Annotated in this window: 14 protein-coding genes; 12 read left to right on the top strand and 2 right to left on the bottom strand. The window is 33.2% G+C overall.

The annotated features are described in order from the left end of the window. Positions 1–7: 7 nt before the first annotated feature. The 3 genes from B7R65_RS16110 to megL all read left to right on the top strand — a co-directional run bounded on the left by B7R65_RS16110 (position 8) and on the right by megL (position 2853). Positions 8–445, top strand: coding sequence for a GNAT family N-acetyltransferase (locus B7R65_RS16110; RefSeq protein WP_088043864.1), 438 nt, complete (start codon positions 8–10; stop codon positions 443–445). Between the two features lie 224 nt (positions 446–669). Beyond that, positions 670–885 carry a DUF5316 family protein gene (locus B7R65_RS16105; RefSeq protein WP_218780447.1) on the top strand — a complete coding sequence of 72 codons (216 nt, stop codon included), beginning with the start codon at positions 670–672 and terminating at the stop codon, positions 883–885. A gap of 768 nt (positions 886–1653) precedes the next feature. Beyond that, positions 1654–2853 (top strand): methionine gamma-lyase, encoded by a 1200-nt coding sequence (gene megL / locus B7R65_RS16095; RefSeq protein ID WP_088043861.1) that lies wholly within the window; start codon positions 1654–1656, stop codon positions 2851–2853. A gap of 88 nt (positions 2854–2941) precedes the next feature. Here the strand turns inward: megL and B7R65_RS16090 are convergent, their stop codons facing one another. Then, a complete protein-coding gene (locus tag B7R65_RS16090; RefSeq protein ID WP_088043860.1) occupies positions 2942–3562 on the bottom strand; it encodes an NUDIX hydrolase in 621 nt (206 codons plus the stop codon). A gap of 109 nt (positions 3563–3671) precedes the next feature. Between B7R65_RS16090 and B7R65_RS16085 the strand changes: the two genes are divergently transcribed. From B7R65_RS16085 to B7R65_RS21395, 3 genes are all read left to right on the top strand, one after another. Beyond that, entirely contained in the window at positions 3672–4190 is a 519-nt protein-coding gene (locus B7R65_RS16085; protein ID WP_088043859.1) for a GNAT family N-acetyltransferase, read from the top strand. A 188-nt stretch (positions 4191–4378) separates the two neighbouring features. Beyond that, entirely contained in the window at positions 4379–5149 is a 771-nt protein-coding gene (gene murI, locus B7R65_RS16080; protein WP_088043858.1) for a glutamate racemase, read from the top strand. Positions 5150–5507: 358 nt separating this feature from the next. After that, the gene (locus B7R65_RS21395) at positions 5508–5684 is read left to right on the top strand and encodes a hypothetical protein (RefSeq protein ID WP_179194899.1); all 177 of its coding nucleotides are present in this window, start codon (positions 5508–5510) and stop codon (positions 5682–5684) included. A gap of 123 nt (positions 5685–5807) precedes the next feature. Here B7R65_RS21395 and B7R65_RS16075 read toward each other — a convergent pair whose 3' ends face one another. Then, complete coding sequence (locus B7R65_RS16075; protein WP_088043857.1) at positions 5808–7508, bottom strand: Rqc2 family fibronectin-binding protein; 1701 nt, start codon at positions 7506–7508, stop codon at positions 5808–5810. A 240-nt stretch (positions 7509–7748) separates the two neighbouring features. Between B7R65_RS16075 and B7R65_RS16070 the strand changes: the two genes are divergently transcribed. The 6 genes from B7R65_RS16070 (at position 7749) to priA (ending at position 16283) form a co-directional block, all read left to right on the top strand. Further along, the gene (locus B7R65_RS16070) at positions 7749–10421 is read left to right on the top strand and encodes a calcium-translocating P-type ATPase, SERCA-type (protein WP_088043856.1); all 2673 of its coding nucleotides are present in this window, start codon (positions 7749–7751) and stop codon (positions 10419–10421) included. A gap of 149 nt (positions 10422–10570) precedes the next feature. Beyond that, positions 10571–11440, top strand: coding sequence for a YicC/YloC family endoribonuclease (locus tag B7R65_RS16065; RefSeq protein WP_088043855.1), 870 nt, complete (start codon positions 10571–10573; stop codon positions 11438–11440). A 155-nt stretch (positions 11441–11595) separates the two neighbouring features. After that, entirely contained in the window at positions 11596–12213 is a 618-nt protein-coding gene (gmk, locus tag B7R65_RS16060) for a guanylate kinase (protein ID WP_088043854.1), read from the top strand. Positions 12214–12216: 3 nt separating this feature from the next. Further along, positions 12217–12429, top strand: coding sequence for a DNA-directed RNA polymerase subunit omega (gene rpoZ / locus B7R65_RS16055; RefSeq protein WP_088043853.1), 213 nt, complete (start codon positions 12217–12219; stop codon positions 12427–12429). 252 nt (positions 12430–12681) lie between these two features. Then, positions 12682–13887: a bifunctional phosphopantothenoylcysteine decarboxylase/phosphopantothenate--cysteine ligase CoaBC gene (gene coaBC / locus B7R65_RS16050; protein WP_088043852.1), complete on the top strand. Its 1206-nt coding sequence runs from the start codon at positions 12682–12684 to the stop codon at positions 13885–13887. Continuing rightward, positions 13884–16283, top strand: coding sequence for a primosomal protein N' (gene priA / locus B7R65_RS16045; RefSeq protein WP_088043851.1), 2400 nt, complete (start codon positions 13884–13886; stop codon positions 16281–16283). The genes coaBC and priA overlap by 4 nt, the downstream gene beginning before the upstream one ends. Positions 16284–16552: the final 269 nt, after the last annotated feature.

Raw genomic sequence — 16552 nt, 5'->3', positions numbered from 1 at the left:
GATTTAAATGAACAGCCATACTTTCATTAAACATTATGAGTCGAAGGATGATTTAGTTAAGGGGTTTCACGTCTTAAAACAACTCCGAACTCATTTAGATGAACAATCTTTTTTTGAGCTATATGAAGAGATGAAAAAGGAAGGTTATCATTTAATTGGTTTAGAAGAAAATGGTGTGACAGTTGCTGTTGCAGGAATTATAATACTAACGAATCTCTATAATGGAAAGCATGTTTTTGTGTACGATTTAGTGACCGATGAAACTAAACGCTCTTCTGGACATGGTAAACAACTTCTAGATTATCTATATGAATTTGGCAAAAAGCATGGCTGTCAATTGATTACGCTCCAATCAGGTCTGCAAAGAATTGACGCACATCGTTTTTACGAAGATAAAATGGAATATGATAAACTTTCTTTTTCATATAGTAAAAAGATTAAATAATGTTAAGACCCTAATTGAAAGATTAGGGTTTTTCTATTTTTAGGCAATGGTATTTTTATATTATAAAGTTGTTTTTGAAACGGTGTTTTGACAGAGAATCCGTGACATGATAAGTAGAAACTGGTTAGGTAAAACCCTAGCAGGACTTAAGAAAAGTTATATAGAATATAGATATAAAATGGGTTAATTTTCCAAAGAAGAAAGGGATAAATAATATGCAAATTATGAATCTATTTATTTTAGTAGGAATTATAGGTGTAGGATTATCTGGAATTGTATCCGGCGTGTTTGTAAGTGGTGATCAACAGCGAGCAAATTTTCATTCAGAAACAAAGGAACATCGAATGTCTAATATTAAATTTTCTCTTTGGACTGGAGTAATCGGTTTAATTTCCTTTTTAATTGCAGGAATTATTTATACTGTTCAAAAAATCATCTGAAAAAAGCTGTAAAAGGAATGAGTGAATGGAGAAAAGTGAATCGAAAATTTTTTTATATTTTGTAAGTTCATCAATTTCCTACCTTATGTTTATATCGATTAACCTTTTGTTTTATTTCATAGAAAATAACGTTGGGTCGAGTTCATCTGTAGGTTATGTTGGCTTTATGAGTTTCATTGGTTCGGGGTCCTTTTTGGATAGTTTATTCTTTGTGATATTGATTAGCATACCTTTTATATACATTACTACATTCATAACGTATCTAGTTTATTTCTTGATTTACTTATCAAATAAAAAGTGGAATTATATAGCACATATTATAATTTTTTCATTTCTATCGGCCATTATTTGGAGTAAAGTATTTTTTGAACTTGAAGTTTTTGATCCTATATTTTTTATCCTATTATTCAGTGGGATTTCGTTTCTTTTCGGTTTGTTTTGTAATCCTTCAAAAATTAGTATAATAATTTGTTTACTACCAGTTATTTTGTTAATCGGAAGTTTTATAGGTATTCGAATCATTTATTAATTTGAATTAGTTTTCATTAAAAACCTTCGTTAAAGTGATCGAAGGTTTTTGGTTTTAAACTGATCTTTAAAAATAGATAAAGAGTATTACTGACTAAAATTGGCTAAATAAAACTGATTTATCAAAAATGTTGTGCAGGAAATTGTCAGTTTTTTGTAGAATGTAATATCGAACAATAAAGAAAGCGTTTTCATAAAATAGAATGACTTTGAATTTTCATGGAGAGGAGCTAGCTTGAAATGAAGAACAAACAGATGGATACGATGCTCATACACGAAGGATATCAATCAAGGGAGTATCAAGGGAGCTTAACACCACCGTTATTTCAGACATCGACTTATACATTTCCCACCGCACAGCATGGAGAAAAAAGCTTTAGTGGGGAAACCAATGACTATATTTACTCAAGGTTAGGAAATCCAACAGTTCATATTTTGGAGGAACGGATGGCTGCCTTAGAAGAGGGAGAAGCTGCATTGGCTTTTGGGTCTGGCATGGCTGCTGTATCTACTACCTTGTTTTCTTTAATTAATGCTGGTGATCATATCGTATGCTCAAAGGGTATATATGGATGTACATTTGGTTTATTAGAAATGATGGAGAGAAAATTTGGCGTACAGCATGACTTCAGTGATATGGCGACAGAAGAAGAACTAATGGACGTGATCAAAGACAATACAAAGGTCATTTTTATAGAAACGCCGATTAATCCGACCATGAAGGTCATCGATATTGAGAAAGTAGTGGCAGTTGCAAAGAAAAAACAAATTACAGTGGTTGTGGATAATACATTTTGTTCGCCATATTTGCAAAAGCCATTAACGCTAGGTTGTGATATTGTGTTGCATAGTGCAACGAAATATATCGGTGGTCATGGAGACGTGATTGCAGGAATTGTTGTGTGCAAAACAAAGGAACTTGCTGAACAAATGACACCCGTAAGGAAGGATACAGGCGGTATTATGTCTCCGTTTGATGCGTGGCTGCTATTGCGTGGATTAAAGACATTAGCAGTACGTATGGATCGCCATTGTGATAATGCAGTAAAAGTGGTTGAATTTTTGCAATCACATCCAAAGATTTGTGATGTATTCTACCCAGGTGATCCAAATAATCCAGACTATTATATTTCCACTAAGCAAATGAGAAAAGGTGGAGGTGTTATTGCTTTTACAGTTGATGGGACAAAAGACGAAACGCAAGAAATTCTAAATAATCTAAAGATGATAAAAATTGCAGTGAGTCTTGGTGATACTGAAACATTAATTCAACACCCTGCTACGATGACTCATGCCGTTGTGCCAAGAGAGTTACAGCAAATAATGGGCATTACCGATAATTTGCTACGAATATCTGTCGGACTAGAGGCATGGGAGGACATAGTAGAAGATATAGAACAGGCGTTAACTAAAGCAAATAGTAAGAGGGTAGTATATTGAGAGAAAATGTATTTGAAGGATTATTTGTAATTTGATAAGTGAAACTAGAGACGCCTTCATTTTAAAAGTGCAGGCGTCCTTTCATGTCTTAAAGTTGTTCTTTTAATAACTCTACTACCCTTAGTAGGTATTCATTCTCATGTGAAACAAATTGTTCTTTGCTGACAGTTTTGTTTATTAAGATTTTTTCATCATGATCATTTATTTCAAATCCTTCTATTTGTATGGATTCTTTTAAATCTAGAGCAAAATTATAAAAATCATTAAAATTGGATTTCACAATGCCTGAAACCTCTGATTTTTGAAGTTTAAATTCTGTAAAAGGCTGATCACTTTTTAATAAGAAAATATGACTAAATTCATTATCAATAAAATCGTCTAAAACAATTTTATTTTTGACAACTCCTAGTGATATAACTTCATCAAAATTCACTTCAATCCCTAGCTCTTCTTTAACTTCCCTAATCCCATCTTCAACAGTTTCATTTGATAAAATATGGCCTGCAGCCGTAATATCCAATAAATTAGGGAAATCTTTCTTTGTTTTACTTCTAATTTGAAAATAGATTGATGCCTGATCATTTTCTATACTAATTAACCAGCATTGGAATGTCTCATGCCAATATCCATTTTTATGTACGTCATCACGAGTAGCCTCACCAATCTGATGTCTATTTTCATCAAAAATCTTTAACGTTTCTTCAAGCAAATTACTCAACACCTTATTATTGAATTTTATTATAATATCTTATCATAGAGTTAACTTCAAAAAAGTGACATAATTAGTAGAATCAACTAACTTTTTAAGGAGAAAATAAATGTTTCATATAAGATCAGAAAAAACCGCTGATTTTTTTGCTATAAGAGAAGTGAATAATCTAGCATTTGGTGGCGAAAATGAATCGAATTTAATAGAGAATCTACGAAAATCTAGTCTGTTTAATCCAAATTTATCGATTGTAGCTGAATCAGATGTAAACGGAATTATAGGACATATCTTATTTAGTCGTATAACGATTGAGACAATAAATGGACAAGTTGAATCGATTGCTTTGGCACCTATGGCAGTCAAACCAGATTTTCAAAATCTAGGAATTGGTTCTTCTCTAGTAAACGAAGGGCTAGAACGTTGTAAACAGTTTGGATGGGAGTCAGTGGTCGTATTAGGGCATCCAACATTCTACCCGAAGTTTGGCTTTGTACCTGCAAGTTCAAAAGGAATTAAGGCACCATTTCATGTAAGAGATGAGGTTTTTATGGTTCTAGAACTAAAAGAAAACTCACTCGCTAATGTTGAAGGGGTCATTAAATATCCTAATACATTTTTAGAAGTATAATCCGAATACAATAATTTTTAACTAAATTAGTTAAATGAAAAATATTTTTCTGAAAAATTTACATTACACTCCTTTTAGGTTAATTTATTTATAGACAGTTTATAATGAATACTCCAATCTATAAAGTTTAAGTATATTTAACATTACATATAGGAATTCATTAAATCTATTATTATTAGGTGAACAAAATGAAAATTGCATTTTTTGACTCAGGCATCGGTGGGTTAACTGTTTTAAATGAAGCAATGAAAAAGTTGCCCAATGAAGAATTTGTATATTTTGCAGATACACTGCATGTTCCTTATGGTACCAAATCAAAAGAAGAAGTCAGTGCATTTGTAAAACAATCAGTTGAAATGATTATAGAGGAAGATGTTAAGGCGTTAGTAATCGCTTGTAATACGGCAACTAGTATTGCAGTTTCTGAATTAAGAGCGATGTATAACTTTCCTATAATTGGTATGGAACCTGCTGTTAAACCAGCAGTTGAAATGAACCGCACAACAGGCAAAAGAGTATTAGTTATGGCTACTCCATTAACATTGAAACAGACAAAGTATAATGAATTAATTTCTCGAGTAGACGATCAAAGTATTGTCGATTCATTACCACTTCCAGAACTAGTCCGTTATTGTGAAAATCTAAATTTTGATGAAAACGTAATGATTGATTATTTTAAAAGTAAACTTTCAACATTTAGTATCCATTCATATGGAACGGTCGTACTTGGATGTACACATTATCCTTTTTATAGAGATATTTTAAAGAAGATCTTACCAGATGTTCAGATTGTTGATGGCAGTATTGGAACAGTGAATAGACTTATTCACTTATTATCAGATAATAATCAATTAAAAACTCAAGGTAACTCGTCAATCAAGTTTATGTGCTCAAATCACGATCAACAATACATTGAGAAAATGAAAACAGCATTAAATAGATTGATAAGTAAAAGATGAGCTTTTATAGCTTATCTTTTTTTTAGGCAATTTTCGTAATCTTTGTTGCTATTAAATAATGAATTTTGAAGATATCTACTTTAGGATGCTTGCTATCCGTTGGTATTAGGCTTAGTATCCAGGTATTTAACTGGCCAGTACCGCTACTCCTAATGAAGTCTCGCACCTTTGTGCCCCAATCATTATCAATTTCAACAGTTTGCTAGTACAAAGCCTATCTAAATGCTAGGATTTATTAGAATAAATGATTATTTTACCTTAATTTTTCAATAAAAATGACTTTTCTTTACATTTTTATAAAAAACATGACTATAAATAATTGTATCGAAACATAAATCATCTTTGTGGGGTGATATAAATGGGGAAAATGAAGGATGTTTTGAAATATTTTGGGATTACAGCACTTTTATTATTTGGAACGATTTTCATTATTAAATATGTTAAAGAAAATGAAGTATATTTTAATCTGATAATAGGAGTAGCTTTTGGGCTTGTTTTATTAATTGGATCATATATAGCGCATCGATTGGAATAACATCAATCGTAAATTGAGTTCGTATCAATTAAAGTGTTTAGGAAATTTAGAAACATACTTATAATGAATACTTAGAGGGATTCATTAATTCAAAAAAGGTGTCCAATTTAAGGACACCTTTTATTATTTCTTTAATTTTATTACTAGTTCTTCATCAGGTGTAACATAAACCGTATTGTTTTGTTCATAGATGACAAAGCCTGGTTTCGATCCGTTTGGTTTTTTGACATGTCTTATTTCCGTATAATCAACTGGTACTGAACTAGATTGTCGGGCTTTGCTAAAATAGGCAGCGATAATTGCTGCTTCTTTTATGGCAGTTTCACTTGGATCTTTAGCTCGGATGACAACGTGGGATCCAGGAATTTCTTTCGTATGGAACCAAAGCTCATCCCGACTAGCAAGTTTATTTGTTAAATAATCATTTTGTTTATTATTTTTACCGACTAGTAATAACTCACCTGTTGATGAAAGATATTCATCTAGTGTAACTTTTTGTTTAGATGTTTTTTGTGCCTTTTTAGATTTTCTTTTTCTTACGTAGCCTGTTTCAGCTAATTCTTCCCTAATTTCTTCTAGGTCTCTTGGTGATGCAGATTCGATTTGTTGTAAGACCGTTTCTAAATAGTGGTTCTCCTCATTTGTCAGGTTAATTTGTTCTTTGATATGTGCTACAGAATTTTTTAATTTTGTATACTTTGTAAAATAACTTTGTGCATTTTCAGAAGGAGTTTTTAATGGTGATAGTGGTATGACAATGGTTGCACCTTCTTCATCATAATAATTTACCACTTCGATTTCTTTCATCCCTTTTTTTATCGCATACATATTAGCTGTAAGTAATTCACCCTGTAGTTGAATTTTCTCAGCCTTCTCAGTATCTTCTAAACTTCTATTTAATTTTTTGATTTTTTTCTTATTTTTAGCTAGCTCATTTTGCAGAATTTTTTCTAAATCACCACTTTGTTGCTTTACTCTGTCGCGTTCAGCTTTTCCAAAGTAAAAAACATCTAATAGTTCACTTAAGTTTGGAAAAATTGTTTGTTCGGCTTTTAAATGAGAAAGTCCAATAAAATAAAATTGTTCTTTTGATTCAGATCGATAAAGTGATGGAGAATAGTTACCATGTTGTATGTCACCCATTACAACTTTAAACGACTCAAATAGATTTTCTTTACCTCTATAAACAATTTCATTTGCTAGGAGTGGTGAGATACCTGAGAATTGTTGAACAATTGCTTGAGCTGGTGACATATCATGTTGATTTATTAACTGGTTAAATTCAACTTCATTTATGATTTGGTAAGGATCTAATTTTTCTTGTGTTGGTGGCGCAATATAAGTAGCTCCAGGTTGAATGATTCTGTGTCGATTGACTGCCATTGGCACATGTTTAATACTATCTAAAATAATATTTCGTTCTTCATCAATTAAAATGATGTTGCTATGTCTACCCATTAACTCAATATTTAACGTTCGTAATTGTTCGTCACCAATTTCATTTCTGCTACGAATTTTAAAACTGATAATTCGTTCATGTTCAAGTTGTGAAATACTTTCGATAAACCCACCATTTAAATGTTTTCTTAAAACCATTGTAAACATTGGTGGATCTGATGGTGTGTCATAGTTTTGTTCGGTTAAATGAAATCTTGCATAACTCGGGTGTGCGCTTAGTAAAAGTTTATAATTTGCACCATTTGCACGAATCGTTAAAAGCACTTCATACATACTTGGTTGAACTATTTTTGAAATTCTTCCAGTTGTTATTTTCGAAGCAACTTCATTTGTCATTGCTCCTGTAAAAAGTCCATCAAAAGACATTGTCTCACTTCCTAATCTATCAAACATTAATATGATTAATGTAGGTTCTTTATTTTTAAATCAAAACCATTAAGGTATTGATTTTACAATACTTCAATCAGACTTGTCATATAATTCCGTTCGTCTTTAAGCAGTATTTATTTTTCATCATTATATCATTTATTTGGACGAGTCTGAATATGCTTTTATGAGAGGTAAGGGGGACAACTTACCTAATGTATATTTAGGGGTGAACGAGAAATGAATTTTTATCGGATGAGAGCGGAAGAAGTCCTAAACGTAACGAATACAAATGTTTCCTCCGGTTTAACTGATGATGAAGTAAGAAAAAGACTTGAAACGTTTGGACCAAATGAATTAAGGGAATCTGAGAAAACTTCCAAACTTGTCTTATTCCTTAATCAGTTTAATGATTTTATGGTGTTCGTACTTTTGGGTGCAACAATCATATCAATCTTTTTAAAGGAAGTTGTTGATGCAGTTGCCATTCTGGCCATTGTTCTAATTAACGGGATTTTAGGCTATTTTCAAGAAGCAAAAGCAGAAAAATCATTAGAGGCTTTAAAAGAGCTTGCTGCTCCCCAAGTTAATGTATTAAGAAATGGTCAGTATAAAAAACTGCCTTCGAAAGATTTAGTCGTTGGGGATATTATTAAGTTTTCAAGTGGCGATCGGATTGGTGCTGATATTCGCATAATCGAAGCATCAAGTTTATACATAGAGGAATCAGCACTGACAGGTGAGTCGTTACCTGTACAAAAAAGATTTGAATCAATTCAATCTGATGATGTTGGTATTGGTGACCAAGATAATATGGGGTTTATGGGAACTCTTGTTACTCGTGGACACGGTAAAGGTGTTGTTGTTTCAACAGGAATGAAAACCGCTATGGGTCAAATTGCTGACTTGCTTCAAAATACTGACTCAATCGTGACGCCGTTACAAAGAAGATTAGAGCAATTAGGTAAGATTTTAATTGTTCTTGCATTATTTTTAACTGCCCTTGTTGTATTTATTGGAGTTTATCAAGGAAATGAACTTTATCATATGTTTTTAGCAGGTGTGTCTTTGGCTGTTGCTGCAATCCCAGAAGGGCTTCCTGCAATTGTTACCGTTGCATTATCACTAGGTGTTCAACGGATGATTAAAAAGAAAGCAATTGTACGAAAACTTCAAGCAGTTGAGACTTTAGGATGTGCTTCTGTGATCTGTTCTGATAAGACCGGAACAATGACAGAAAATAAGATGACTGTTACGAATATTTGGACAGGTGGGTCAAGCTTTGACGTATCTGGAAACGGGTATGTAGTTGACGGAGAGTTTAAATATAATGAACGCTCAATTAATCCAACGTTAAATAAACAATTATTTCAAACATTAGTCTTTGGTTCAATTTGTAGTGATGCACAATTGATACAGAAGAAAAAAGAGGTTTATTTAGATGGTGATCCTACAGAGGGTGCAATTGTTGTTGCAGGATATAAGGCAGGGATTGATCGTGAATATATAAATGGTCATTTTTCAAGAATTCATGAAATTCCTTTTGATAGTACTCGTAAAATGATGACAGTTGTTGTGAAGAATCGAAGTGGAGAACAATTTGTAGTTACAAAAGGTGCACCTGACGTTTTGCTTTCAAGATGTAATACAATTTTATGGCACGAAAGAGAAGAACAACTAAATACTTTTAGACAAAATGCAGTTGAAAATACAATTTCATCTTATGCAAATAATGCATTACGTACGATTGCGATAGCATACAAACCTTTAAGTGCGAATGCTGTATTAAACGAACGTGATCTTGAAAATAATTTAACGTTTATCGGTTTACAAGGTATGATTGATCCACCAAGAGCAGAGGTTGCACAAGCAGTACAAGAGTGTAAAGAAGCTGGAATTAAAACAATTATGATAACTGGTGACCATAAATTAACAGCTTCTAGTATTGCTAGGAAACTAGGCGTATTAAGAGAGAATGGAAGAGTCGTAGAAGGAAAAGAGTTAGATTCTTTATCAATCGAACAAATTCAAGAATTTGTTGAGGATACGGCAGTTTTTGCAAGAGTTTCACCTGAACATAAATTAAAAATTGTAAAAGCATTACAAGCGAATGGACATATTGTTGCCATGACAGGTGATGGTGTTAATGATGCTCCAGCAATTAAAGCAGCAGATATTGGAATTTCAATGGGAATAACAGGTACAGATGTTGCGAAAGAAGCTTCTGCACTTGTCTTACTTGATGACAATTTTGCAACGATAAAGTCTGCAATTAAAGAAGGACGGAATATATACAGTAATATTCGGAAATTTATCCGATATTTATTAGCATCGAATGTTGGAGAAATATTAGTTATGTTGTTCGCAATGTTATTAGCTTTACCACTGCCACTTGTTCCGGTTCAAATTTTATGGGTAAATCTAGTGACAGATGGATTGCCAGCAATGGCCTTAGGTGTGGATTCCGCTGAAGACGACGTTATGAAAAGAAGCCCTCGTTCTGTTACAGAAGGAATATTTGCTAGAGGATTAGGTTGGAAGATTATTTCAAGAGGATTTTTAATAGGTATTGTAACCTTGTTAGCGTTTATTATTTCGTATAATCAACATCCAGAACAATTAGAATATGCACAAACAGTAGCATTTGCAACTTTAGTATTAGCTCAATTAATCCATGTATTTGATTGTAGAAGTGAGCATTCAATATTCCATCGAAACGTATTCGGAAATATGTATCTAATCGGAGCAGTATTTGTATCGTTATTATTAATGCTCGTCGTAATATACTATCCTCCATTGCAGCCTATTTTTAAAACTCTTCCAATTCAACTAAGAGATTGGTTCTTAATTGGTGGACTATCTGCAGTTCCTACATTCATGCTGGTAGGCGCTTTATTTACTAAGAAAAAATAATTTTAGAACAAAATGGATTCCAATTTTAAAATATGATATAATTCCTTAAGGTAGTAGAGGTATGCTCTATTACCTTTTCTCTTTTATAAATTTAAAGCCGTATACATACTAAAAGATAGAGAGAAAATTTGTGTATTGGAAGTGAAACAATGGTTGTAAGTATGACAGGGTATGGAAAAGCCATTTTGTCAAATGAACAGTACAAAATACATATTGAAATGAAAGCAGTAAATCATCGATATTTAGAAACAATCGTGAGAATGCCGAGGCAATTGTTAGCTTATGAAGATTCGATTAAAAAGATCGTATCTGAGTATACAAGTCGAGGCCGTGTTGAAGTTTTTGTTACAATTGAAGGTTTGTTACTACGTACATTACAAATAGATGAAGGCTTAATCAAACAGTATAAAGAAGCTATTGAAAACCTAACAGGAAATGGGCAAGACAAAGCATCGTATAATCCGATTGATTTGTTAAAACTGCCTGAAGTTACTACTGTAAGTGAAGTAGAACAAATTAATGATAATTTTGAACAGTTATTATTAACGACTACAAAAGATGCATGTAAACAATTTTATGATGTGAAATGTAAAGAAGGTAGTCAATTAAAAAAAGATTTGATTGAAAGATTAAGAGCAATTGAAGTATGTAAGAAACAAATTGCAACTCATGCTCCTCTTGTTTTGAAATCTTATCGAGAAAAACTTCAATCAAAATTAGCTGAAATTGAATTAACAAATATAGATGAGCAAAGATTATTAACAGAAATGATGCTTTTTGCCGATCGTTGTGATATATCTGAAGAATTAGTTCGACTAGCTAGTCATTTAGATCTTTTTAATGAAACATTACAAATTAAAGAATCAATCGGAAGAAAATTAGATTTCATTGTTCAAGAGATGAATCGTGAGGTCAATACCATTGGTTCAAAAGCGAACTCATTAGAAATATCAAAACAAGTTGTCGAAATTAAAAATAATCTCGAAAAAATTAGAGAGCAAGTCCAAAATATCGAATAATGTTAGAAAAGTTTTGTTTTATAGAGGTTCGATCTGGTAACAATGTGAATTAGAAGACTAGTTAATTTGATTAATCGACTCTAACTCAGGGATGATATAATGGATTGACCTTTAATGATTTAAACTGTCTATAGATTAGAAGGGTAGGGTCATGTATGAGGCATGAAAGAGGCTTATTAATCGTACTTTCTGGACCATCTGGTGTTGGAAAAGGAACTGTACGAAAAGCTATTTTTGAAAATAAGGATTTAGATTTACAATATAGTATTTCAATGACTACGAGAAATCCTCGCGAAGGTGAAGTAAATGGTGTAGACTATTTCTTTACGACAAAAGATGATTTTCAATTGAGAATATCTGAAAATAAGTTTCTAGAGTGGGCAGAATTTGTTGGTAATTTCTATGGAACCCCAATTGATTATGTTGAACAAACATTAAATGATGGGAAAGATATTTTCTTAGAAATTGAAGTGCAAGGTGCACTACAAGTTAAAAAAGCTTTCCCAGAAGGCATCTTTATCTTTTTAGCTCCTCCAAGTATGAGTGAACTACAAAATCGTATTGTGACAAGAGGAACTGAAACAGAAGAAATTATTATGAATCGTATGAATGCAGCCAAGGAAGAAATTGAAATGATGGATGCGTATGATTATGTAGTTGAAAATGACCAAGTTGAATTAGCTTGCGAGCGTATTAAAGCGATCATTACTAGTGAACACTTAAAGCGTGAACGAGTTGCAAATTATTATAAAAGAATGATGGAGGCAGAATAAACTATGTTATATCCTTCGATTGACCGTTTATTAACTAAATTAGATTCAAAATACACACTTGTAACTGTTGCTTCTAAACGTGCACGTGAAATGCAAGTAAACAAAGATTCACGTGTAGAAAAACCAGTATCAGATAAATTTGTAGGTAAAGCGTTAGAAGAAATTAATGCAGGTCTTCTATCTTACAGAAAAATGGAAGAAGTAAAAGAAGACTAATATTTGAACGTGTGACAAGGCTGTCCCGAAACATTTGCAATTATCTCCATATGACTGAAAGGACAAATTAGTGCTCGACACTATTCCTTAAAGACATGGTGATAAACGCAGTTTAGGGACAGTCTTATTTTTGTGAGTTTGATTTCATTTATTTCAAACTCATTTGTGGTATCTTAGACATAGTACATCCAAAAGACCTATTATTTGACAATTTATATAGATAAAATAAGATTTGAAAGGGTGAAGGGTGAAATGGAACAAAGAAAAATTCTATTATGTGTTACAGGTGGGATTGCTGTTTATAAGGCAGCAGCTCTTACAAGTAAATTAGTACAAGCAGGATATAATGTTAAGGTCATGATGAGTCCTTCGGCAACAAATTTTGTGACACCGTTAACGTTTCAAGCTTTATCAAGAAATGATGTATATATAGATACTTTTGATGAAAAAGATAGTTCGAAAATCGCTCATATTGATTTAGGGGATTGGCCAGATTTAATTATTGTTGCACCAGCTACTGCAAATACAATTGGGAAACTAGCAAATGGATTGGCTGATGAGATGATTTCAACTACATTGCTTGCTGCTACTAAGCCAGTATGGATTGCTCCAGCAATGAATGTGAATATGTACAACCACGCGATTGTTCAAAAAAACATGAATACATTAAAAGAATTAGGTTTTAAATTTATTGAACCAAATGAAGGATATTTAGCATGTGGGTACGTAGGGAAGGGCAGATTAGCAGAACCAGAAGAAATCGTTCAAACTGTAAATGATTATTTTCAAAGTGAAACAGGCATTTTGAAAGGGAAAAGAATCGTGATATCAGCAGGGCCAACTCGAGAAAATATTGATCCAGTTCGTTATTTGTCAAATTACTCATCTGGAAAAATGGGTTATAGCTTAGCTGAAGTAGCAGTTGCATTAGGTGCTGAAGTTATTCTAGTTTCAGGACCTACTAATCTAACACCACCAGATGGTTGTAACGTTATTAATGTTGAATCAGCAGAGCAGATGTATGATGCAATTTGGTCTCACTATGCTCAAGCGGATGTTGTCATTAAAACTGCTGCTGTGGCAGACTATACTCCTTCAATTACGTACGATCAAAAATTAAAAAAGGGTAATGAAGAACTTTCAATACCAATGAAACGCACAAAAGATATTCTTCTTTCATTAGGTCAAAATAAATCGCATCAAATTTTAGTTGGTTTCGCTGCTGAAACTGATCAAGTGGAAGAATATGCAAAAGGAAAACTTTTAAAGAAAAATGCAGATATGATTATTGCGAATGATGTAACAAAAGCCGGGGCAGGATTTGGAACAGATACGAATATCGTAACAATTTATAACCGAAATGGTAACGTGAAATCACTACCGCTCATGACAAAAAAAGAAGTAGCTAGAGAAATACTACTTGAAATACATTCTTTATTAAAAGAGGAATTAAGATGACTTACGCATCAATTTTAGTTGATGTGTCTGTAAGACAAACTGATCGACCTTTTGATTATAAAGTTCCAGACCGTTGGCAAGATGCGATTCAACCTGGTATGAGAGTGATTGTTCCATTTGGTCCTAGAAAAGTTCAAGGTTTCGTTCTTTCTATTAACGAAACTACCAAGTTAGAAAAGGTAAAAGAAATAGAAGAGGTTCTAGATGTAATGCCCGTATTAACAGAAGAACTTTTACTTCTTGGTTCCTATATATCTGAAAAGACTCTATGTTTTTTAATTTCGGCCTATCAAGCTATGCTTCCAACTGCTATAAAGGCAGTTTATAAAAAGCATGTACAAATTACTTCTGACGATGTTTATGAAAAACTAGTACCGGAATTATCTACTTTATTTTCAATTGTAAAGAAAAGAGAATGGACTGAGATTGAAGATTTAGTTAGCAAAATTTCGCTAGTTCAAAAAGCGATTAAAGATGGATTACTAGAAATAGAGTATGAAGTGAAAAATAAAGCGAATAAAAAAACAGAACGTGTAGTATCGCTTTTAAAAGTGTTGGACGAAGAATTAGAATCAATATCTTCTCCACAGCAAAAAGACATCATTGAATATTTAAGAATGAACGGTCAAACTAGTATGAAGGAATTAAAAGAGTTTCTTCGTATTACGGATTCACCAATTAAGACATTGGAGAAGAAACAAGTTATTTCTATTCAAACAGTTGAAGTTTATCGTGATCCATATGTGGGGAAAGAAATTGTAAAGTCAAAGCCATTAGCATTGTTGGAAGAACAACAAACTGCATTTGAACAGATTGTATCTTCTTTTCACGAGAAACAAAACAAAATACATCTATTACATGGCGTAACGGGAAGCGGTAAAACCGAAGTATATTTGCAAACGATTCAGGAAGTCCTTTTACAAGGAAAGGAAGCAATTGTATTAGTACCAGAAATTTCACTTACACCACAAATAGTTGGACGATTTAAAAGTAGATTTGGAAATGACGTAGCAGTACTTCATAGTGGACTTTCGATTGGTGAGAAGTATGATGAGTGGAGAAAAATTCAACGAAAAGAAGTAAAAGTTGTTGTGGGAGCACGATCAGCTATTTTTGCTCCTTTCGAAAATATTGGCATTATCATCATTGATGAAGAGCATGAAACAACTTATAAACAAGACGAGCATCCGAGATATCATGCAAGAGATATTGCCATTTGGCGAGGACAATTTCATCATTGTCCAATCGTTTTAGGAAGCGCAACTCCAACTCTTGAATCATTTGCAAGAGCCCAAAAAGGAGTATATGAACTTAATACAATGTCTGTTCGTGTCAATCAAGGGCCATTGCCAGAAGTAGAAATAGTTGATATGAGAGAGCAATTAAAAATCGGTAATCGGACAATGTTTTCTACATCTCTACATGAAAAAATTGTCGATCGTTTAGAAAAGAAAGAACAAATCATCTTATTTTTAAATCGCCGAGGTTATTCTTCGTTCGTGATGTGTAGAGATTGTGGCTATACAATTCAATGTCCACATTGTGAGGTTTCATTAACCTACCATAAAAATAATCATCATTTAAAATGCCATTACTGTGGGTATGAAACATACATGCCAAAACAGTGTACCTCTTGTCAAAGTGAACATATTCGATTTTTTGGAACTGGTACTCAAAAAGTAGAAGAAGCACTTACTCAGCATTTTCCTGAAGCGAGAGTCATTCGAATGGATAACGATACAACCAGTCGAAAAGGTGCACACGAAAAAATGTTAAAGCAATTTGGAGATGGAGAAGCAGATATATTATTAGGAACTCAAATGATTGCTAAGGGACTTGATTTTCCAAATGTTACATTAGTAGGAGTTCTTGCAGCGGATAGTTCATTACATTTACCAGACTTTAGAGCAAGTGAACGAACGTTTAGTTTGCTGACCCAAGTAAGTGGACGGGCTGGTCGCCATGAAAAACCAGGTGAAGTTGTTATACAAACATATTCTCCAGAGCATTATAGTATTGAATTAGCAAAATCTCAAAACTTCGTTGCCTTTTATGAAGAAGAAATGAAAATAAGGAGATCTTTTCGCTATCCACCATTCTATTTCTTAGTTTTAGTCTCGATTTCTCATGTTGATTTACTAAAAACAGTAAAAGTAAGCGAACAAATTTCCAGTTACTTAAGAGAACACTTATCAAATCAATCAATAATATTAGGACCAGTCGCATCACCAATAGCAAAAATAAAAGACCACTTTCGCTATCAATGTGTGGTAAAATACAAATCCGAGCCTGGACTCTATGACGTTCTAAACAAAATACAACAATACTACCAAGAAGAAACAGACAAAGGCAGACTCCAAATAACAATAGACTTCCAACCTACTATGTTTATGTAATGAAAAGTGGAAGGCGTTTGTTCAGCTGCGACAAGCATAAGGCAGGGACTGTAAAAGGTTGTCTTTTTAACCTTTTATGGTCATTGACTTATGACCTCGAGCAGCTAACGCCTGGAACTAGACAGTAGGAAAAGCGGAAGGCGTTTGTTCAGCTGCGACAAGAATAAGGCAAGGACTGTAAAAGGTTGTCTTTTTAACCTTTTACGGTCATTGACTTATGACCTCGAGCAGCTAACGCCTGGAACTAGACAGTAGGAAAAGCGGAAGGC

It is taken from the genome of Bacillus sp. EAC (assembly GCF_002156875.1).
Classification (GTDB): Bacteria; Bacillota; Bacilli; order Bacillales; family Bacillaceae_G; genus Gottfriedia.
The sequence above is the reverse complement of the archived record's forward strand: the minus strand, read 5'-3'. Positions and strand labels throughout refer to the sequence as shown.

Bases quoted from the DNA above. Each gene is read 5' to 3' on its own strand.
- B7R65_RS16110 (WP_088043864.1), top strand. From the start codon at position 8: ATGAACAGCCATACTTTCATTAAACATTATGAGTCGAAGGATGATTTA.
- B7R65_RS16105 (WP_218780447.1), top strand. From the start codon at position 670: ATGAATCTATTTATTTTAGTAGGAATTATAGGTGTAGGATTATCTGGA.
- megL (WP_088043861.1), top strand. From the start codon at position 1,654: ATGAAGAACAAACAGATGGATACGATGCTCATACACGAAGGATATCAA.
- B7R65_RS16085 (WP_088043859.1), top strand. From the start codon at position 3,672: ATGTTTCATATAAGATCAGAAAAAACCGCTGATTTTTTTGCTATAAGA.
- murI (WP_088043858.1), top strand. From the start codon at position 4,379: ATGAAAATTGCATTTTTTGACTCAGGCATCGGTGGGTTAACTGTTTTA.
- B7R65_RS21395 (WP_179194899.1), top strand. From the start codon at position 5,508: ATGGGGAAAATGAAGGATGTTTTGAAATATTTTGGGATTACAGCACTT.
- B7R65_RS16075 (WP_088043857.1), bottom strand. From the start codon at position 7,508: ATGTCTTTTGATGGACTTTTTACAGGAGCAATGACAAATGAAGTTGCT.
- B7R65_RS16070 (WP_088043856.1), top strand. From the start codon at position 7,749: ATGAATTTTTATCGGATGAGAGCGGAAGAAGTCCTAAACGTAACGAAT.
- B7R65_RS16065 (WP_088043855.1), top strand. From the start codon at position 10,571: ATGGTTGTAAGTATGACAGGGTATGGAAAAGCCATTTTGTCAAATGAA.
- gmk (WP_088043854.1), top strand. From the start codon at position 11,596: ATGAGGCATGAAAGAGGCTTATTAATCGTACTTTCTGGACCATCTGGT.
- rpoZ (WP_088043853.1), top strand. From the start codon at position 12,217: ATGTTATATCCTTCGATTGACCGTTTATTAACTAAATTAGATTCAAAA.
- coaBC (WP_088043852.1), top strand. From the start codon at position 12,682: ATGGAACAAAGAAAAATTCTATTATGTGTTACAGGTGGGATTGCTGTT.
- priA (WP_088043851.1), top strand. From the start codon at position 13,884: ATGACTTACGCATCAATTTTAGTTGATGTGTCTGTAAGACAAACTGAT.